11 protein-coding genes are annotated in these 20978 nt (G+C 72.1%); 10 read left to right on the plus strand and 1 reads right to left on the minus strand.

The window, feature by feature from the left end; genetic code table 11:
* Nucleotides 1-212: 212 nt before the first annotated feature.
* The 9 genes from ACQPWZ_RS21955 (at nt 213) to ACQPWZ_RS21995 (ending at nt 17480) form a co-directional block, all read left to right on the plus strand.
* Complete coding sequence (locus ACQPWZ_RS21955) at nt 213-1919, plus strand: glycerol-3-phosphate dehydrogenase/oxidase (protein ID WP_340474830.1); 1707 nt, start codon at nt 213-215, stop codon at nt 1917-1919.
* Between the two features lie 1296 nt (nt 1920-3215).
* On the plus strand, nt 3216-5111 hold the full coding sequence (locus tag ACQPWZ_RS21960; RefSeq protein WP_433573849.1) for a serine/threonine-protein kinase: 1896 nt from the start codon (nt 3216-3218) through the stop codon (nt 5109-5111).
* 138 nt (nt 5112-5249) lie between these two features.
* Nucleotides 5250-8219: a protein kinase gene (locus ACQPWZ_RS21965; RefSeq protein WP_433572185.1), complete on the plus strand. Its 2970-nt coding sequence runs from the start codon at nt 5250-5252 to the stop codon at nt 8217-8219.
* A 123-nt stretch (nt 8220-8342) separates the two neighbouring features.
* Nucleotides 8343-10010, plus strand: coding sequence for a serine/threonine-protein kinase (locus ACQPWZ_RS21970; RefSeq protein ID WP_433572186.1), 1668 nt, complete (start codon nt 8343-8345; stop codon nt 10008-10010).
* Between the two features lie 22 nt (nt 10011-10032).
* Nucleotides 10033-11703: a serine/threonine-protein kinase gene (locus ACQPWZ_RS21975; protein ID WP_433572187.1), complete on the plus strand. Its 1671-nt coding sequence runs from the start codon at nt 10033-10035 to the stop codon at nt 11701-11703.
* A gap of 248 nt (nt 11704-11951) precedes the next feature.
* Nucleotides 11952-12116 carry a hypothetical protein gene (locus tag ACQPWZ_RS21980; protein WP_433572188.1) on the plus strand — a complete coding sequence of 55 codons (165 nt, stop codon included), beginning with the start codon at nt 11952-11954 and terminating at the stop codon, nt 12114-12116.
* On the plus strand, nt 12113-13876 hold the full coding sequence (locus ACQPWZ_RS21985; RefSeq protein WP_433572189.1) for a protein kinase domain-containing protein: 1764 nt from the start codon (nt 12113-12115) through the stop codon (nt 13874-13876). The genes ACQPWZ_RS21980 and ACQPWZ_RS21985 overlap by 4 nt, the downstream gene beginning before the upstream one ends.
* A 104-nt stretch (nt 13877-13980) precedes the next feature.
* Nucleotides 13981-15597, plus strand: a complete 1617-nt coding sequence (locus tag ACQPWZ_RS21990; RefSeq protein WP_433572190.1) for a succinic semialdehyde dehydrogenase — start codon at nt 13981-13983, stop codon at nt 15595-15597.
* 68 nt (nt 15598-15665) lie between these two features.
* Nucleotides 15666-17480: a GMC family oxidoreductase N-terminal domain-containing protein gene (locus tag ACQPWZ_RS21995; protein ID WP_433572191.1), complete on the plus strand. Its 1815-nt coding sequence runs from the start codon at nt 15666-15668 to the stop codon at nt 17478-17480.
* Between the two features lie 110 nt (nt 17481-17590).
* On the opposite strand, the gene ACQPWZ_RS22000 is transcribed toward ACQPWZ_RS21995, so the two are convergent.
* Nucleotides 17591-18586, minus strand: coding sequence for an LPXTG cell wall anchor domain-containing protein (locus ACQPWZ_RS22000; RefSeq protein ID WP_340474836.1), 996 nt, complete (start codon nt 18584-18586; stop codon nt 17591-17593).
* A 394-nt stretch (nt 18587-18980) separates the two neighbouring features.
* Here ACQPWZ_RS22000 and ACQPWZ_RS22005 point away from each other — a divergent pair, with 394 nt between their 5' ends.
* Nucleotides 18981-20684, plus strand: a complete 1704-nt coding sequence (locus ACQPWZ_RS22005; RefSeq protein ID WP_433572192.1) for a peptidase — start codon at nt 18981-18983, stop codon at nt 20682-20684.
* Nucleotides 20685-20978: the final 294 nt, after the last annotated feature.

Below are 20978 nucleotides of genomic sequence, written 5' to 3' on the forward strand. Positions count from 1 at the left end.
CTTTAACCGGAGGGGAGCGGGGGCGCAAGCCCTGTGGGCAGAACGGGCGGGCGCAATGTCAGACTAGGCGTAAATATGACCGTTATGCGGTATTGCGCGCTCGTGGCTGCCCGAGTGTTATCCACAGTCGGTGGCTGAAGTCGGCGACTGCGGACAGAATCGACGGTGTGGACCCGACCGCAGGGGGACACGGGGGCGACGGGAGGCACGCAGTGAGGACAGCGACACTGGGACCCGAGGAGCGCACTCTGGCACTCGCCGGCATGGCCGAGCGGGAGCTGGACGTACTGGTGGTGGGTGGCGGCGTCGTGGGCGCCGGCACCGCACTGGACGCCGTGACGAGAGGACTGTCCACCGGTCTGGTCGAGGCGCGCGACTGGGCGTCGGGCACGTCGAGCAGGTCCAGCAAGCTCATCCACGGCGGACTGCGCTATCTGGAGATGCTGGACTTCGCGCTCGTCCGTGAGGCGCTGAAGGAGCGCGGCCTGCTGCTGGAGCGCCTGGCGCCGCACCTGGTGAAGCCGGTGCCCTTTCTGTACCCCCTCCAGCACAAGGGCTGGGAGCGGCTGTACGCCGGATCGGGCGTCGCGCTGTACGACGCCATGTCGGTCTCGTCGGGACACGGGCGAGGGCTCCCCACGCACCGCCATCTGACCCGGCGGCACGCCCTTCAGGTCGCACCCTGTCTGAAGAAGAACGCCCTCATCGGGGCCATCCAGTACTACGACGCGCAGATGGACGACGCCCGTTATGTGATGACCCTCGTCCGCACGGCCGCGCGGTACGGCGCTCATGTCGCCAGTCGCGCCAGGGTCATCGGGTTTCTCCGTGAGGGCGAGCGTGTCGTCGGAGCGCGGGTGGAGGACGTCGAGGGCGGCGGGGAGTACGAGATCCGCGCCAAGCAGATCGTGAATGCGACCGGTGTGTGGACGGACGACACCCAGGCGATGATCGGCGAGCGCGGCATGTTCCATGTGCGTGCCTCCAAGGGCATCCATCTCGTCGTGCCCAAGGACCGGATCCACTCCTCGACCGGCCTGATCCTGCAGACAGAGAAGTCGGTGCTGTTCGTCATTCCCTGGGGCCGGCACTGGATCGTCGGAACCACGGACACCGAATGGGACCTCGACAAGGCCCACCCCGCCGCGTCCAGCGCGGACATCGACTATCTGCTGGAGCACGTGAACTCGGTGCTGGCGGTCCCGCTCACCCGGGACGACGTGGAAGGGGTGTACGCCGGGCTCCGCCCGCTGCTCGCCGGTGAGTCCGACGCGACGAGCAAGCTCTCCCGCGAGCACACGGTGGCGCACCCGGTCCCCGGCCTGGTCGTCGTCGCGGGCGGGAAGTACACGACGTACCGCGTCATGGCGAAGGACGCGGTGGACGAGGCGGTGCACGGTCTCGACCAGCGGGTCGCCGCATGTGTCACGGAGAACGTGCCGCTGGTCGGCGCCGAGGGATACACGGCGCTGTGGAACGCCCGCGCGGGGATGGCGGCGCGTACGGGCCTGCATGTGGTGCGGGTGGAGCATCTCCTCAACCGGTACGGCACGTTGACCGAGGAAGTGCTCGCGCTCATCTCCGACGATCCGACGCTCGGGGCGCCGCTCGCAGCCGCGGACGACTATCTGCGGGCCGAGATCGTGTACGCGGCATCGCATGAAGGCGCACGCCATCTGGACGACGTGCTGACCCGGCGCACCCGGATCTCCATAGAGACCTTCGACCGGGGTACACGCAGTGCGCGCGAGTGTGCCGAGTTGATGGCGCCCGTGCTGGGCTGGGACAAGGAGCAGATCGAGAAGGAGGTCGAGCACTACGAGAAGCGGGTGGAGGCGGAGCGTGAGTCGCAGCGGCAGCCGGACGATCTGACGGCGGACGCCGCGCGGTTGGGGGCGCCCGACATCGTGCCCCTCTGATCCTTCCCCGTGGCCGGGGAGGTGCCGTCGGCGGTCGGGCAGGTCCCGTCGGCGGCCGTGCAGGGCCGCGACCAGGGCAGGGGCGGGTGCGGTCCCGAGTAGTGGCAGGGTGGGGTGGTCCCGATCTTCCGGACCCGTCGAGACGCACGGCGGACCCGGGAGACACGCCGGTCCCGGAGTGAGGGACAATGATGGCTCTGCCAAGGCGTGTTACCGCATCGCGCGGGAGCGGCAGGCGCGGGCGAATACCAGGGATCGCAGAGGGGACGCATGTCGGAGGCGGAGCAGTCGCGGAAGCCCCAGCGGGACAAGGCCGAGGAGCCCGAGGCGACGGTGCCGGACGAGCGAGGGCCGGGCACCGCGAAGCCGGGCGTCACGGGTGGAGCGAGGACGGGCGCGAAGTCAGGTGCGAGGTCAGGCGCGAGGTCAGGCGCGAAGCCTGCCGCGACGTCGGACGCCAAGCCCGGGAGCCGGTCGGACGCGAAGGGCAGCCGGCCGGGGGATTCCGCAGCGGACCCCACGGGTGGGGCGGCGGCGGGAGTGCCGTCGGGCACGGCGGCGGACGTGGGTCCGGCCGACGCGAAGCCTGAGGACGGGGCTGTTGCCAAGGGTGTGGCTGAAGCGGCGTCCGGTGCTGAGGGTGCGGCTGACGACGTGCCCCGCGCCGAGGAGCCGGCTGACGCTGTGCCCGGTGCTGAGGATGTGGCTGATGCCGACCCGCGTGCCGGCGCCCCGGCTGATGCCGACCCGCGCGCCGAGGAGCCGGCCGATGCCGTTCCCGGTACAGGGGCGCCGGTTGACGCCGTGCCCGTGGCCGAGGACGAGGTGGCCGACGCGGCGCCAGTTTCCGCGGCGGCGAAGAAGGCTGACGTGCCGTCCGGGCCGGCGGCGGTCACGGGCGCCGACGCCCCCGCCGATCCGCGGACCGACCCCCGGACCAGGATCTCGACCAAGGCCGAGTCCGGGACCAAGGCCAAGGCCAAGACCAAGGCCGAGTCCGGGACCAAGGCCGAGACTGAGACCAAGAACAAGGCAAAGACCGAGTCCGGTGCCGGTGCCGAGTCCGGGGCCGCCGCGGGCACCGGGACCGCCGCCGAGGACGAGGCCGTGAGCGGGGCGGCTGCCGCTGCCGCTGCTCAGGACGCGGCTCCCTCGCGGGCCAAGGCCCGGGAGACCGTGCCGTCATGGGCCAAGACCGAGGCCGCCGCCGATGTGCGGCGCGAGGCGAAGGCCCCGGCCAACTCCGGCGCGGCCAAGGCCGATGTCCCCTCCGCTGCCCGGGCCGAAGCGAAGCCCGTGTCCCCCGCCTCCGAGAGCCCCGCCGAGGCCAAGGTGCCCCGCCAGGGGGCCGGGCGGGACTCCGAAGGGCGTCTGCTGGCCGGGCGTTACCGGCTCGGCGGTGTGCTCGGCCGTGGCGGCATGGGCACGGTCTGGCGGGCTGTCGACGAGACCCTCGGCCGTACTGTCGCCGTGAAGGAACTGCGCTTCCCGACCAGCATCGACGACGAGGAGAAGCGCCGCCTCATCACCCGGACGCTGCGCGAGGCCAAGGCCATCGCCCGTATCCGCAACAACAGCGCCGTGACCGTCTACGACGTCGTCGACGAGGACGACCGTCCGTGGATCGTGATGGAGCTCGTGGAGGGCAAGTCCCTCGCCGAAGCGGTGCGTGAGGACGGCACCCTGACGCCACGCCGGGCGGCCGAGGTCGGGCTGGCCATCCTGGACGTCCTGCGTTCCGCGCACCGCGAGGGCATCCTGCACCGCGATGTGAAGCCGTCCAACGTGCTGATCTCCGAGGACGGGCGCGTCGTCCTCACCGACTTCGGTATCGCGCAGGTCGAGGGCGACCCCTCGATCACCTCCACCGGCATGCTCGTCGGCGCCCCCTCGTACATCTCGCCGGAGCGCGCCCGTGGCCACAAGCCCGGGCCCGCCGCCGACCTGTGGTCGCTGGGCGGTCTGCTGTACGCGAGCGTCGAAGGCAGCCCGCCGTACGACAAGGGCTCCGCGATCGCGACTCTCACCGCGGTGATGACCGAGCCGCTCGACCCGCCGAAGAACGCGGGCCCGCTGGAGGAGGTCATCTACGGCCTGCTCGCCAAGGATCCGGCGCAGCGGCTGGACGACGCCGGTGCGCGTGCGCTGCTGACCAAGGTGCTGAACGCACCGGAGGTCCCCGAGGCACTGGTGGTGCCCGAGCCGCCCCAGGACGCCACCCGCGCACTGGCGTTGCCGCCCGTGCCCCCGACGCCCACGGCGAAGCCGAAGGACCCGGCGGCCGACCGGGTGCGTGGCGCGCTCAGGTCCGTGCGGAACGCCGCAGCGGCGGCCACACCGCAAGCCCGGCCGAAGCAGCCGGCCTCGCAGCAGACGCCGTCCCCCCGGCCCACGCCGCCGCGGGCGCCGCTCACCGATGTGGTGCCCCGCCGGACGCTGGTGATCGGCGCGGTGGTCGTCGTGCTCGCGATCCTGGCCACGGTGCTGTACCTGACCCTGGGCAACGGCGACCAGGGCAATGAGGGCAAGGTCAAGAACGACCCGTCGGCCACGCCCGGGGCTGCTGCCGCCGGGACGGGCACCGACACCGGCACGGACACCGGGGACGACAAGGGCAAGAACGGCGACGAAGAGGACTCGGGGAAGGACTCCGGCAAGGGCGACGACGGCGGCTCCGACGACGAGCAGACGCCCGAGAAGCCCGGGGCCGGCGACCCGGCCGGCGGCGGACTGCCGGCGGGGTACGCGATGGTGTCGAACGACCAGTTCCACTTCACCATGGCGATGCCCAAGGGCTTCAAGGTCACCGACATAGCGGGTACCAACTCCGGCGCGATATACAACCGGACGAGCGGCGCGTTCCCGCGCATCCAGGTCGACTTCGGCGCGAACCCCAAGGACGACGCCGCCGCTGCCTGGCGGGCCGCCCAGGTGGCGGTGAGCCTCAGCAGCGACGGTTACCAGCACCGGGGCATCAAGCCGGTCGAGTACAACGGCTATCCGACGGCAGCCGACTGGGAGTTCGAGCGCACTCAGGGCGGAATGCGGGTACGCGTTCTCAACAGGGGCTTCAAGGTGGACGCCGACCGCGGTTACTCGATCATGATCAGCTGCAAGGCCAGTGAGTGGGACAAGGCCGAGTGCGTCACGCTGCGCAAGACGGCGTTCGCCACATTCAAGCCCAAGGACTGACCAAGGACACGTATCGTGAGAGCTCGCGGACGGTACGCAGCCGCAAGGGGCCGCTGGACGACCGGAATTGACGTGCTTTGACGTTTTGCTGCGGCCTCCGGGACCGGTCGGCGGACAGCGCGCTTGTGGGGAGGCGTCGTGGACGACTACGCGGGACGGGTACTCGCCGACCGCTATCGGCTTCCCCTGCCTCCGTCCGACGCGTACGAACTGGCCGAGACCCGCGCGTTCGACACCTACAGCGGACAGGAAGTCCTGGTACGGCAGGTGCCGTTGCCCGAGATCGTCGAGGCCGAGTTCGTCGACATGGAGGGCCTGGCCGGGAGTGCGGTGCCGGGGAGGGCCCAGGGGCGTTCGACCCGGCGGCCCGCGGACCCGGCCGTGCGCCGGGCCATGGACGCCGCGCAGGCGGCCGCCCAGATTCCCGACCACCCGCGGCTGGACCAGGTCTTCGACGTCTTCGCCGAGGACGGTTCGCTGTGGATAGTCAGCGAACGGGTCGCCGCCCGCCCCCTGGCCGCGCTGCTCGCCGAGAAGCCCCTCACGCCCTACCGTGCGGCCGAAGTCGCCTCCGACGTGCTGACCGCCCTGCGCGTCCTGCACGCGCACGGCTGGACCCACCGGAACATCACCGCCCGTACGGTCCTGGTCTGTGACGACGGACGGGTCGTCCTGACGGGGCTCGCCTCCGGGGCCGCGGAGGAGGCACTGTGCGGATACGCGCCGGTGCCCGCGCCGGTCGACCCCGACCCCGATCACGATCATGACGACGGCGATGACGACGGCGACTTCGACGACCAGGATCTCCACGACGGGGAGCCGGCCGACGGGGAGTTCGGCCACGACGGGCACGAGGGACACGACGACCACCCTCACGGCGAGGGCCCCGGTGACGAGGACTACTCCTACTGCGAAGCCGGCGAGGGCTCGCCGGAGCGGGCCGCGCTGGAGTCCCCGCACTCGGCCGACCCCTACGCCACGCCCGACCCCTATCTGTCCCCCGATCTCTACCCCTACCGTCCGCCCGCGCAGGGCGCCGGCCCCGGCACCGGCACAGGAGTCGGCCCCGGCCCCACCGCTCCGGGCCCCGCTGCTCCCGGTCCCACCGGCACCGGCTCCGGCACCGGTGTTCCCGACATCAGGGCCGCCCGGGCGGGTGCGATCGCCGCGTACCGCGCGGGCGCCCGCGCCGCCGCCCGGGTCAGCGAGGACCTGCGCCAGGGCGACCGCCCCGTACAGACGGGCAACGACCCGGACTGGTGGGCCGCCAAGCCCGGCGAGCGGGTCGTCGCACCGGCCGAGTACCACACCGGCCACGCGGACGACGCCGACGACGAGGCGGACGACGACGAGTTCGACGACGACTACGGCGCCGGCGGACCCGGCCGCCCCCGTCTCGCCGGAACCTGGCACGACGGTCCCCTTCCGGGGCAGGACGGCCCCGCGCCCCTGTCCGCGGGCGGTGGCGGACCGGCCCGTCACCCCCAGAGCGACAACGACCCGTACGGCGTCGACCCGTACGGTGTGCGCCAGGCCCTCCCCGGAGGTTCCCACCGCCCTGATCCGGGCTCAGGGCGCGGCACCGGGCGCGGCGGCTCAGGCGACCCCTACCGTGACCGTCCCGCGCTGCCCGCTCCCCGTTCCGGCACCCCGGACCCGTACCGCCCCGCCCTGCCCCACGCCCGCCCCGGCGGATCCCCGACGCCGGTTCCGGCCCCGCCCACCGGGAGCTGGGACCGCGGCGGCGCCGGACGCGAGGCCCTGCGCGCCGACTCGCAGCGCCGGCCCCTCCCTGTGGCCCACAGCGCCGGCGGCTGGGACGAGGTCGTGCCCGGCGCCGAATCCCCCGCGTATCAGGGGCCGTCCACACCGCTCGCCGCCGAGCGCGCCCGGCAGGCGCGGATCGCCGTCGTCGGAGCGGTGACCGAGCGCTGGGCGCCCGAGCAGGCCGGTCCCGTCCACGAGAACTGGCAGCTGGCCGCCCCCGTCGGCCCCGCCACCGACCTCTGGGCGCTCGGCGCCCTGCTCTACCGCTCCGTCCAGGGCCATGCGCCCTACCCGGAGGAGAGCGCCTACGAGCTGGTGCAGCTCGTGTGCGCCGAGCCGCCCGCGTTCGCCGAGGAGTGCGGTCCGCTGCGCCCCGTCGTCGAGTCGCTGCTACGTCAGGACCCCACGGAGCGCCCCGACTTCGAGGAACTGCGCGGCTGGCTGCGGTCCCTGGTGCGCTCCGCGCCCGAGCCCGAGGCCGGGATGGACGTCGTGGCGGTCCCGTCGAGTGTCGTGGACGGCAGCCGACTGCCCGTCGTACGCCGCCGGGGCGAGCTGGTGCGCAAGCGCCGGACCGGTTCCACCGAGGTCGTCCACGGCCGCCACCGTCACAAGAAGTCGCGGCGGGAACGCCGTGGCCCGCGCTCCCTCGGGCGCCTCCTGCTGCTCCTGATCCTTCTGCTGCTGGTCGCGGCGATCGCGTACGCCATGGTGTTCATGCCCAGGTCCGGCACGCAGCAGGAGGGCGCCCAGGGCACGCAGAGCCCGGCGCCCACGGCCTCCGCACCCGGTCCGGGCCGTACCGAAGCCGGTACGCCTCCGCCGCCGAAGGCTTCCGGCACCCCCGGCTCGCAGCAGCCCCAGACGTCCGCGCCCGCGGGGAACCTTCCGGCCGGCTATGCGCTGCGCAGCGATCCCGAGGGCTTCCGGGTCGCCGTCCCCACGTCGTGGCAGCGCAGGCCCATCAACGACAGCGGCCAGGTCCGTTACAGCGACGGCGACTTCACGCTGATCGTGGTGCCCGGCCGGGACAGCGTCCAGGCGAACGGCGACGACCCGCTCGTCTACCAGCGGGACAAGGAGCGCGAACTCCAGCCGTTCCGCGACTCCTCCTGGGCGGCGTCAACCGGCCTCCGCCGGATCGACGTCGGCCGACAGGCCATGGCCGAGGGGCAGTTCACCTGGCAGGACAGCAGCGGCCGTGAGGTCTACGTACGCAACCTCGCCATGATCGTCGGCGGCCGGTACCACGTGGTGCAGGTGATCGGTCCGGAGGACCAGCGCGACAAGGTGACGGAGGCCTACAGCCAGGCCGTCGAGGCCTACCGGGCAACCGGCTGACGCCCGGCGCGGACCGCGGGACGGTGCCGACGGGCATCACAGTGCGGTCACTTGAGGCATCCGAGGTACCGCACCCGTAATTCCCTTCCGTAACCTGTGATCCCAAGGAACGGGGCGGGGGACGTGGAGAATTCTCAAGAGACGGGCGCGGGACTGCTGCTGGCCGGGCGTTACCGGCTGGGCGAGTGCATCGGCAGCGGTGGCATGGGCAAGGTCTGGCGCGCACACGACGAGGTGCTGCACCGGGTCGTCGCGGTCAAGGAGCTGACGGCGGGCCGCTATGCCTCCGAGGCCGACCGGATCGTGCTGCACGCGCGTACGCAGAAGGAGGCGCGAGCCGCCGCCCGGATCAGCCATCCCGGCGTGGTCACCGTCCACGACGTGCTCGACCACGATGCGCGCCCCTGGATCGTCATGCAGTACGTCGACGGGCCGTCGCTCGCCGACGCGGCCAAGGAGACCGGGCGCATCCCGTCGCTGGAGGCCGCCCGTGTCGGGCTTCACGTGCTGCGCGCGCTCGGCGCCGCGCACGCGGTCGGGGTGCTCCACCGTGACATCAAGCCCGCGAACATCCTGCTCGACCGGCAGGGCACCGCGCACGGCGAGGACCGTACCGGGGGACGGGCGCTGATCACCGACTTCGGGATCGCCGCGATCGAGGGCGACTCGACGATCACCAGGACCGGCGAGATCGTCGGCTCCATCGACTACCTGGCCCCCGAGCGGGTGCGCGGCGCCGATCCCGGCCCCGCCTCCGACCTCTGGTCGCTGGGTGCCACGCTCTACACAGCGGTGGAGGGCGAGTCGCCGTTCCGGCGTTCGACGCCGCTGTCGACCATGCAGGCGGTCGTCGGCGACGAGCCGCGCCACCCCGAGCACGCGGGCCTGCTGACCCCCGTGATCATGTCGCTGCTGCGCAAGAACCCCGCGGACCGCCCCTCGGCCGCCGAGGCCGAGCGGATGCTCCAGGACGCCCTGGCGGACCCGACGCGGACCATGTCTCCGCCCCGGGTCCCCACGCAGCGGGTGACGCGCAGCGAACAGCGTCACGAACACGGACCCGGACCCGGCCACGATCGGCGCCACGGCCAGAGGCCCGGGGGTCCCGTCAACTCCCCGGCCCCGACGCCGTACCGGCCGAATCCCGTTCTGGCGCCGTCTTCCTCGCCCGCCCCGCCGCCCGCCCCGAAGCGCCGCGCGGGCCGGCTGCGTCGGGCGGTGATCGTGGTCGTGCTGTCGGCCGTCGTCGGCGTCGGCGCGGGGCTCGCGGCCATGAAGTACGCGGGGGACGACGGCGGGGGCGGTACGGGAAAGCAGACGACTCCCGACACCTCCGCGTCCGTGCCGCCCGGCTGGCACCGCGTCGACGACCCGGAGGGCTTCAGCCTGCTCGTGCCGAAGGGCTGGAAGCGCCAGGCGGACGGCGACCAGATCGACTACACGCCGGACAACGGCAGACACCGCATCCGGATCAGCAGCGACGACTCGCCGGACTTCGAGAACCCGTACATGCACATGCTGAGCCTGGAGAAGACGCTGGCGAAGCTGCCCGCGTACAAGCGGGTCAAGCTCGCGCCGAACACGTTCCGGGACCACACCAACTCCGCGCTGTGGGAGTTCACCTGGACCGAGCGGAAGAGCCACCCGGGTGATCGGCGGGCCATCGACCAGATCTACTACGAGGACGACGGCAGCGAGTACGCGCTCTACATGTCGGGGCCGGCCAAGGACTGGGCGACCACCCGCGAGCAGTTCGACATCATGCTGCGCGGCTGGCGGCCTCCGGCATGACCGACGACGCCGAACGAGGGGGATGCGGGTGTCCGAGAAGGAGACACGGCTGATCGCGGCCCGCTACCGGCTCCTGGGCCAGCTGGGCCGCGGGGGCATGGGCACCGTGTGGTGCGCGGACGACGAGCTGCTCGGCCGCCGGGTCGCGGTGAAGGAGCTCCATCCGGAGGACTCTCCCGGGGGCCGCGGCGCCTCGCCGTACACATCCACGGCGGCGCCGCTGCGCGAGGCGCGGGCCGTCGCACGGGTCAAGCACCCACATGTCGTCGTCGTGCACGACGTGGTCGTCGACGACGGGCTTCCGTACATCGTCATGGAGCTGGTCGACGGCGGTTCGCTCGCCGAACGGATCGCGCGCCGCGGCCCGGTCGGTGTCGCCGAGGCCGCCCGCATCGGGCTGGCGCTGCTCGGGGCACTGCGCGCCGCGCACGAACTGGGCGTGCTGCACCGGGATCTGAAACCCGCGAACGTCCTGCTCGAAGAGGCGACCGGGCGGGTGGTCCTCACGGACTTCGGCATCGCCCAGCTCACCGGCTCCACGACGATCACCGAGGTGGGGTCGTTCGTCGGATCGCCCGAGTACACCGCACCCGAGCGGATGCAGGGCGTCACCGCCGGTCCCGCGTCGGACCTGTGGTCGCTCGGGGTGCTGCTGTGTGCCGCGCTCTGCGGTGAATCACCCTTCCGCCGGGACTCGTTGGGCGGCATTCTGCACGCGGTCGTCGAGGCCGAGATCACCCTGCCCACCCAGGCCGAGCCGCTGCGTCCGCTCGTTCTCGGACTGTTGGAGCGCGATCCGGCGCTGCGGCTCGACGCGGCGGAGGCGGAGAAGCTGCTGCGTACGTACGTCGCGACGGGCAGTCTGCCGTCCCGCGACGTCCACAGCGCCCCGACCAGCCATGTCGTCCGGCCCGCGCCCGCGTCCGAGGCGCCCACCCCGACGGACTCGGTCAGGTCGGCACCCGCGCCCGCACGGGCAACGGCACCTGCGCCCGCTCCGGCGCCCGTGGGCCCCGCCCGTCGCCGCGCGCCGCTGCTGGCCGCCGCCGCTCTGGTCGCCGCACTCGCCGGGGCGGGCGGGGCGACGGCGGTGCTGATGCAGGACGACGGCACGGGCACGGCCGCTCCCGGGCCCTCAGTAACGACGGACAGCACGCCACCGGTGCGCACCGCGAAGTCTCCCGTCGCGGACCCCGCGCCCACCGTGACGGTGACGAGCTCCCCGGCCCCGGCCGCCAAGAAGCCTCCGGCGCCCGCGGGTTACCTCGCGGTCGTGGACCCGGACGGGTTCGCGCTCGCCGTGCCCGAGGGCTTCTCGCGTTCCGAGGACGACAAGCGCGTGTACTACATGGACGCGGACCAGGCCGTCAGGATCGGCATCCGCGCACAGCGGCCGGTCCCGGACGGCCCGCTCGGATCGATGCGCCGCTCGGACGCGGACGGGCCGCACACCAACCCCGGCTACCGCGACGGCAAGGTCACCCCGACCACCCACAACGGACTGACCGCCGCGCTCTGGGAGTTCACCTGGAAGGGCTTCTCGCAGGCCGAGGGCGCCCGGCACACGATCGACGTCTGCTGGGAGGAGAACGGCAGGATGTACGACGTGTGGGTCTCCGCGCCCGTGGGCCGGCTGGACGAGGCGCGCCGGCACTTCGACACCGCGCTCGACTCCTTCACGCCGCCCGGCTGACCGTATCGCTCGGCCGACCGCAACCGCTCGGCTGACCGCACCGCGCGGCCGACCGCACCCGCTCGGCTGACCGTACCGCTCGGCGACTGCTCTGCCCGGCTGACCGCACCCGCCCGGCTGACCGCACCGCCCTGCCGACCGCCCCTCGTTCGGCCGGGTGCGGCGAGGCAGAGCGGTCACTGTCACGGGTCTGCATCCGCTCCCGTGCGCCTGTGGCGTCCACCACCGGGGTTGGTCAGGATGTGTGCATGACCAACAACGGGGGACGGTCGAACGAGCGGACCAGCGACGGCTTCGGGCCGCGGCGTGCCTGGTGGCTGCGGATCTCCGGCCCGGCGGAGGGCCGGGCGGCCCGGGAGGGCGACAGGCTCTTCGACCGGGTCGCCGGACATCCGAGGATCCAGGGCCTGTGAGCGCCGCGGGCGACGGCCGCCTGATCGGCGGACGCTACCGGCTCGTCGAACGCATCGGCTCCGGCGGCATGGGCACCGTCTGGCTGGCCCGGGACGAAGTCGTCGGCCGGGACTGCGCGGTGAAGGAGCCGCGGCTGCCCGGTGACCCCTCCGACCCCGTCCACCAGCGGCTCTGCCGACGGCTTCAGCGCGAGGCGCGGGCGGCCGCGCAGGTGGAACACCCGTCGGCCGTATCCGTGCACGACGTCGTCACGGACGGCGGACTCCCCTGGATCGTCATGGAGTTGGTCCGCGGCGAATCCCTCCACGCCCTGCTCAAGCGGGGAGCGCTGCCACCGGAGGAGACCGCCCGGATCGGTCTCGCCGTCCTGGGCGCGCTCGCCGCCGCGCACGCGAAGGGGATCGTCCACCGCGATGTGAAGCCCGCGAACGTCCTGCTCGGACCGCACGGTCGGGTAGTGCTCACGGACTTCGGCATCGCGCGCGTCCAGGGTGAGGAGCCGCTGACGGTCAGCGGTGAGTTCGTCGGCTCGCTCGAATCGATCGCGCCGGAGCGGATGCAGGGTGTCCCGGCCGGGCCCGAGTCGGACCTGTGGTCGCTGGGCGTGCTGCTGTACGCGGCGGTGGAGGGCTGGTCCCCGTTCCGGCGTACGACGCTGGAGTCCACCCTGGCGGCGATCCTCCAGGCGGAGGCGCCCGAGCCGGTACAGGCGGGGCCGTTGGGCGAGCTGATCGTGCGGCTGCTGGCGAAGGAGCCCTCGCACCGGCCGTCCGCGCCGGAGGTGGAGCGGGAACTGGAGGCGGTGGCGGCAGGGCGCGTCTCCCCGCTCCCGGGCGCGGCGGGCGATGCGCCGGAACCGGAATCTCTTGCCCGGCACGAGCCTGAGCCGCGTCCCGAGCCTGTTGCGGACGCCGCCGATCCCGCGCCCCGGTCGCACGCAGCCGGATCGCGGGAGCCCGGGCCGCAGGACGTGCGGACGCAGGACTCCGGGTCACCCGACGTCGGGTCATCCGACTCCGGATCGGACCCCCGGCCCACCTCCACGGCCGCGCCCTTCCGTCTCCGTCGCCCCCGCCGGGCCGTCGCCCTGGCCGCGGCGGCCACGGTCGTCATCGGAGCGGCCGTCTGGGGCGTCGCCGCCGTCGCGTCCGGCGGCACGGAAGACTCCGGCACATCCTCGGGCGCACACGGGAACGGCAGCACCTCCGGATCCTCCTCGCAGCCACAGATGGCGACCCCGGACGCCTGGCGGTGGCGCCCCCACTTCGAATCACGGCTCGACGCGGAGATCTCCGTCCCCCAGTCGTACCGGCGTGAGGCCGTCACCTCCGAGGCGTCACTCGAGGCCGACCGGGAGATCACCTTCGCCGAGCGCGGCAACCCGGTCCGGTTACGGCTCGCGCGCGCCGACAAGGACCCGTCCGGCCCGGTCGAGTGGGCGCAGCGCGATCTGCGGCGGCTGATGGACGGTGGTGAACAGGGCGGACAGTTCACGGCGTCCCAGGCGCGCGGCACCGTCGTCCCCGCCAATCACCACGGCACCGACGCGGCCGTGCTGGACGTGACGTACTACGCGCAGGAGGGCGACACCGCCCGGCCCGTCCACCGGCTGGCGTTCTACGTGGTCACAGCCGCCCAGGAGCGCTACTCGGTGCTCGTCGAGATGCCGAAGGGCGGCAAGGAGGAGGCCGAGGGGCAGGATCTCTTCCGCGGTGTCCGGGACCGCCTGAAGCTCGGCAAAGCCGAGACCAGTCCCTGATCAGGCCTTATGTGCCAGCGATCGCTGGCGCGATGTTGTGGGGGTGTGGAAAAGCTGTTACCGACGGGTACCCAAAGCTCTGATTGCGGCATACTCTCGCCCCCATGACGGACTCGAAGGCCCCCGCCGCCGCCCTCGGCACCAACCCGACCGCGGCCGCGCCGGCGAACGCGCGCACCGCCGCCGACGTGGTCACTCCCGAGGTGGTCGCGCAGCTCACCCGTGGCGTCGTCGGCTCCGGCCGCACCGCCAACCACACGCCCTTCACCGGACAGAAGCTGGCGGACCTGCCCGAGTCCACTCCCGAGGACGTGGCCGAGGCCTTCGCGCGGGCCCGTGTCGCCCAGCCCGTCTGGGCCGCGACCCCCGTCCGCACCCGCGCCGCCGTGCTGCTGCGCTTCCACGACCTGGTCCTGGAGCGGCAGGCCGAAGTCCTCGACCTCATCCAGCTGGAGACCGGCAAGGCCCGGCTCCATGCGCACGAAGAGGTCCAGGCCGTCGCCGTGGCAGCCCGCCACTACGGTCGCAGGGCCGCCGCGTACCTGAAGCCGAAGCGCCACACCGGTGTGGTCCCCGTCCTCACCAAGGCCACCGAACTGCGCCAGCCGCGCGGTGTCGTGGGCCAGATCGCGCCCTGGAACTACCCGCTCGAACTGTCCGTCGGCGATGCGCTGCCCGCGTTCGTGTCCGGCAACGCCGTCGTGATGAAGCCCGACACCGAGACCGCGCTGACCGCCCTGTGGGCCCGTGACCTGCTGATCGAGGCCGGACTGCCGGCCGAGGTCTTCCAGGTCGTCATCGGCGAGGGACCGGTCGTCGGCCCGGAGGTCGTCCAGCACGCCGACTACGTCTCCTTCACCGGCTCCACCCGTACCGGCCGCGAGGTCGCCCAGGGCGCGGCCGCCCGCCTCATCGGGGTCTCCCTCGAACTCGGCGGCAAGAACGCCATGCTGGTGCTCCACGACGCCGACATCGAGAAGGCCGCCGCCGGAGCGATCCGCGCCTGCTTCTCGTCGGCCGGCCAGTTGTGCATCTCCATCGAGCGGCTGTACGTCCACGAGTCGGTGGCCGACGCCTTCCTGGAGCGGTTCGCCGCCCGGACCAAGGCGATGCGTCTGGGCAGCTCACTGGCGTACGGCGCCGACATGGGCTCGCTCGTCGGCGAACGCCAGCTGGAGACCGTCACCCGCCATGTCGACGAGGCGGTGGCCAAGGGCGCCACGCTCGTCGCCGGCGGTGTCGCCCGACCCGACATCGGCCCGCTGTTCTACGAGCCGACCATTCTCGACGGTGTCGAGTCGCCCATGGCGGTGTGCACCGAGGAGACCTTCGGCCCGGTCGTCTCCGTCTACCGCTTCACGGACGAGGACGAGGCGGTCGCACTCGCCAACGCCACGCCGTACGGACTGAATTCGAGCGTCTGGACGCGTGACGGCAGGCGCGGCCACGCCGTCGCCGCGAAGCTGCGCACCGGCACGGTCAACATCAACGAGGGCTACGCACCGGCGTACGGCAGTGTGCAGTCCCCGATGGGCGGCATGAAGGACTCCGGTCTGAGCAGGCGGCACGGCTCCGAGGGAATCCTCAAGTACACCGAGGCGCAGACCGTCGCCCAGCAGCGGCTCATCCCGCTCGCGCCGTCGTTCGGGATGGACGACGAGAAGTACGCGGCGTTCATGAGCCGCTCCCTCAGGGTGATGAAGGCCCTGCGCCTGCGCTAGTCCGAACCGCCGGCCCGCAGCGCCGGCCCGAACCGAGCAGTCAGCACCGTTTCGTACCGAGGAGTGCCATGTCCCAGGTCCCCCCTGCCCGGAATCAGGAAGCCCCCGACAACGACGCCTACGACTACGACGTCCTGATCGTCGGTTCGGGCTTCGGCGGTTCGGTCTCGGCGCTGCGGCTGACGGAGAAGGGCTACCGGGTCGGCGTCCTCGAAGCGGGCCGCCGCTTCACCCGGGAGACCCTGCCGAAGAACTCCTGGGACCTCCGCAACTTCCTGTGGGCCCCGGCGCTCGGCCTGTTCGGCATCCAGCGGATCCATCTGCTCGGCAAGGTGATGGTGCTGGCGGGCGCGGGGGTGGGCGGCGGTTCGCTGAACTACGCCAACACCCTCTACGTCCCGCCGAAGCCCTTCTTCGAGGACGCGCAGTGGGGGAACATCACCGACTGGCAGGCGGAACTCCAGCCGTACTACGACCAGGCGCGGCGGATGCTCGGCGTCCGGCTCAACCCGACGATGACCCCCTCCGACGTCCATCTCAAGGCGACCGCCCAGGCGATGGGCATCGGCGACACCTTCCACATGGCACCGGTCGGCGTCTTCTTCGGCGACGGCGACGACGCCGACGGTACGGCGACGGCCGCGCCCGGCTCCGAGGTCCCCGACCCGTACTTCGGCGGGGTGGGACCGGCCCGCAAGGCGTGCACCGAGTGCGGTGAGTGCATGACGGGCTGCCGCCACGGCGCGAAGAACACCCTCAACGAGAACTACCTCTACCTCGCCGAGCAGGCCGGTGCCGTCATCCACCCGATGACGTCGGTCGTCACCGTTACCGAGGACTCGCGGGGCGGCTTCGCGGTGGGCACGCTGCCGAGCGACAGCAAGCGCAAGGGCAAGGGGCGCACCTTCACGGCCCGTCGGGTCGTGATCGCGGCCGGCACCTACGGCACCCAGACCCTGCTGCACCGGATGAAGGACAGCGGCCTGCTGCCACGGATCTCCGGGCGGCTGGGGGAGCTGACCCGTACGAACTCCGAGGCGCTCGTGGGCGCGCAGACCGACAACCGCCGCTACCGCAAGCGGCACGGCGGGGAGCGGGTCGACTTCACCCGCGGCGTCGCGATCACCTCCTCGATCCACCCCGACGCCAACACCCACATCGAGCCGGTGCGGTACGGCAAGGGCTCCAACGCGATGGGCGGGCTGACGGTCCTCCAGGTCCCGTACAACACCAAGCGCCGCGTGGCGGGCTGGTTCGGGAGCATCACCAAGCACCCGATGCTCGCGATGCGGATGCTGTCCAACCGGCGCTGGTCGGAGCGGACGATCATCGGGCTCGTCATGCAGTCGCTGGACAACTCACTGACCACGTACCGCAAGCCCAAGGGAATCGGCAAGGGCCTGCTCACGGCCCGGCAGGGCCACGGCGCGCCCAACCCGACCCAGATCCCGGAGGCGACCCGCGCGGCCTCGCTCCTCGCCGAGGAGATCAACGGCTTCGCCGGCTCCAACATCGGTGAACTGATGGGCACTCCGCTGACCGCCCACTTCCTGGGTGGCTGCCCGATCGGCGCGGAGGCGGAGTCGGGCGTGATCGACCCGTACCACCGGCTGTTCGGTCACCCGGGCATCTCGGTCGTCGACGGCTCGGCGGTCTCGGCGAACCTCGGGGTGAACCCGTCCCTGACGATCACCGCGCAGGCGGAGCGGGCGATGTCGTTCTGGCCCAACAAGGGCGAGGAGGACCCGCGTCCGGCGCAGGGCGGTGTGTACGAACGCCTGCTCCCGATCGCCCCGAAGTCCCCGGCGGTGCCGGACGCGGCGTTCGGAGCCCTGCGGCTGCCGCTGTTGGAGATCCCGAAGGTGCCGCCGAAGAAGGCCTGACGCCCCACGCGGGGGACACCCGCCCCAAGCACACCGCCCCGGGCACACAGAAGGGCCGCTGCACCCCCCTCCGAGTGCAGCGGCCCCTCCGGTCTTGCAGGTGGCTCGTGTTACGCCGTCGCGTCCTCACGGCGGCGCTTCATCGCGAAGACCACACCGGCACCGGCGAGAACGGCGACACCGCCGACGATCCCGACGACGGGCAGGACGGAACCGGAGCCGGTCTCGGCGAGGCTGCCGGTGACCTGGGCGCCCGTGTTGGTGCCCGTGTCCGGCTTCTCGGCGGCGACCGGAACCTTGCCACCCTCCTGCGGCTTCGTGCCGCCGGTGTCCGTACCGGCCTTCACGATCTGGAACTTGTACGCGACGTCACCGCTGCCGATGCACTCGGCGTCCTCGTCGCTGTAGATGCTCGCGCCGAGCGAGAAGCCCGCACCCACCGGGGCGCCGGCCTTGACGTTGATCCGCAGCGGGATGTCGACCTCGAACTCGGGCTCCAGCGTCTCCGACCAGCCGACGAAGCCGACGGCCTCGCCGTCCGGGCCGCGCAGGTCGTACCACGACTTGGTGTCGGGGTCGAAGGCCTGGAGACGGACCTGCTTGCGCGTGAACAGCTCCTCGCCCAACTCGTCGGCGGAGGCGCCGGCGAAGTAGACGAGGTCGGTCAGCGTGCTGTCCGACGAGTTGTAGATGTTCAGGCTGAACTTGTGCCAGCCGCTGCCCGCGGCGATCTTGCCGGGAAGCCCCGTGATCGACACGTCGATCTTGGCGTCCTCGCACTCACCGGGCAGCTCCTCCTCCGGCTCCGTCTCCGTCGCGCTGGGCGTCGCGGCGGGGGAGCTGGGGGTGTTGAGCGGTGCGCTCGGCGAGGGGGCGGAATCGCTGGGCGAGGCGCTGGTGCTCGTGCCCGGCTCGGGGGCCGTCCCTGGGGCCGTCTCGGTCGCCGAGGGCGAACCGGACGGGGTGGTGCTCTCGCCGGCCTCCGGAGTCGTGGACTCGGTGGTCGTCGGCGAGCCCGTCGCGAACGCGGCCGGAGCCGACAGGAACGCGGCGGGGGCTATGACTGCGGTCGCGGCGGCGACGGCCATAGCGCGGCGAAGCTTCATGAAGACCTCAGTGAAGTCCGGGTACCGCATCACAGCGGCACTGAGTCTGGAGGGCCTTCCGGGGTGGGGGTGCACGGGTGAGGCCGTTGATACGCATAGATGACCGGCGAGTGGCTGAAAAGGTTGCACGCGAACTCACAGAATATTTATGTGGTGCCCGTCACATGCCGTCGTCACAGAGCCGCGGAGGGGTGTCGGGTCCCGCGCGTGCCGCCGGGTCGGCTGTCCTGAAACCGTCACCCCGGCCGGGGTGTTGACTGTGACACGCGTCACGCTCTGCCGCCTGCGGTGATCGCACAACCTTTCCCCCGGGTGCGTGGTCGAACCTGCGCTGTCACCGCCCCATGCACCCCCGGGGCCCCCACGGATCCCAACTGATCTCGAAGGTTCGTTGATGAGACGCCTGTCCCTTCCGGCTGCCGGCCGTCGTTCGGCCACCGCCCTCGCTGTCGCCGGGCTGTTCGCCGGCGCAGTGCTCACCGCCGCTCCCGCCCACGCGGACGGTCCCGTGTTCACCCTCGGCGGCCCGGCCGAGGTCGGGCTGCGCCCGTATCCCGCCACGGGCAAGCCCCAGACGACAACCGTCGATGTGACGGTGAACAACCCCAGCGAGGACGTGGAGAACGGCGACTTCGACGGCGAGTACACCGTCACGTTCGACCTCAGTGCCCTCGCCGGTGTCGCCGATGTGACGTTCGGCGACACCGGGAGCTCCGACTGCAGGATCACTGGCACGACCGGTGTCTGCACCGACTACGGCGTGTGGGCCGGCCTCAGCAGCGTTGCCGAACTGAAGGTCTCCGCCGCGAAGGGCAGCAAGCTCGGCGCCACCGGTGACATCAAGGTCTCCGGCACGGCGGAGGGCGCCACCTTCACCTCCTTCGCGACCAAGGTGACCGTGGGCGGTCCCGACCTGGTGATGAAGCCGCTGAACCTGAAGGCGGACGTCAAGCCGGGCCAGGCGCAGCGTGCTCCGATCACCTTCGCCAACGCCGGCACGTCCCCGGCCGGTGATGTGCTGCTCACGCTGATGTACTCGCACGGCATCGAGATCCCCGAGCGGTTCTCCAACTGCGAGTACAGCCAGGGCACGGGTGAGGACTTCGAACACGTCTACTCCACCGCGATCTGCACCCTCGAAGGTCCCTTCGAGCCGGGTGCCGTCTACGAGCTGGAGAAGCCCTTCACGGTGAAGGCGGCCGATCACGCCTTCATCGAGGACTTCATCTACCGCGTCAACGAGGACAGCCCGAAGGAGCGTGCCGCCCAGCGTGCCGGCGCCGCCTTCACTCCGGGCACCGGAGGCGTTCTCGGGGTGAAGAAGCAGGCCGCACCGGCCCGTTCCGCGGACCTCGACCCGTGGAACAACCAGCAGGAGCAGGGCATCCGCGCCAAGAACACGGCGGACTTCGCCGCGTACGGCGTGAGCGTCGAGAAGGCCGCCGTCGGCGAGACGGTCAAGGCCGACATCGGCTTCCGCAACCAGGGCCCGGCCTGGATCGGTTACCTCCGCTCCGGTGAGTCCATCGGCCTCGTGGACGTCAAGATCCCCCAGGGTGCCAAGGTCACCGCCAAGCCGAAGTCCTGCACCGGCGTGACGGCGTCGGGTGGTGAGCGCGACAAGCAGCTCGGCGCGCCCCGCTACCTCTGCCAGGTCGGCTCCGTCGTCCTGGAGGACGCGGACTTCGCGCTGCCCTTCGAGCTCACCATCGAGAAGGTCGTCGCCGACGCGACGGGAACCGTGACCGTGCGCAACTGGCACGAGCCCGAGCCCGCGCTGCAGTTCGACCCGAACATGGCCAACAACACCGCGAAGCTCGTCCTGAACGGCAAGGACTCCGGCACCACCACGGGCGGCACGTCCGGCGGTTCCATCACCGGCGGTTCGACCGGTGGTTCCACGGGCGGTGACTCGGCGCAGTCCACGGGCGGTACGGCCGCGGGCTCCGGCACGTCCGGTGGCGGTACGGCCGAAGGCGGGCTGGCCTCCACCGGCTCGACCGCGCTGCTCACCGCGTCGGCCGCCGCCGTGGCGCTGGCCGCGGGAGGGTTCCTCTTTGTCGCCGTCCGCCGCCGCCGCGCGACGACCGGTGCGTGAGACGCCGATCGCACCGATCGCGTCGCCCTGACCGAGCAGGAGTGACCGGGCAGCTCTGAACCGACGAGACCGGACCTGCCCGAGCAGGAGCAGTGAACACCGTGACCGGGCCCTAAGGGCTGTCCCGGAATCCCCGGCGGGCGCACGACGACAGCTACGGCCCCTCGCTGCGTTGTCGGATCGCCCGAATACGCCCAGTATGAGGACGATCCTTCGCCTTGCGATGCACCGCATCTGACGCCGCGCGCTGTTCCACCGGGGATGACGAGACAGCCCTTGGGCCCGGACGCAGGG

The organism is Streptomyces sp. CA-251247, from assembly GCF_050952975.1.
GTDB lineage: Bacteria > Actinomycetota > Actinomycetes > Streptomycetales > Streptomycetaceae > Streptomyces > Streptomyces achmelvichensis.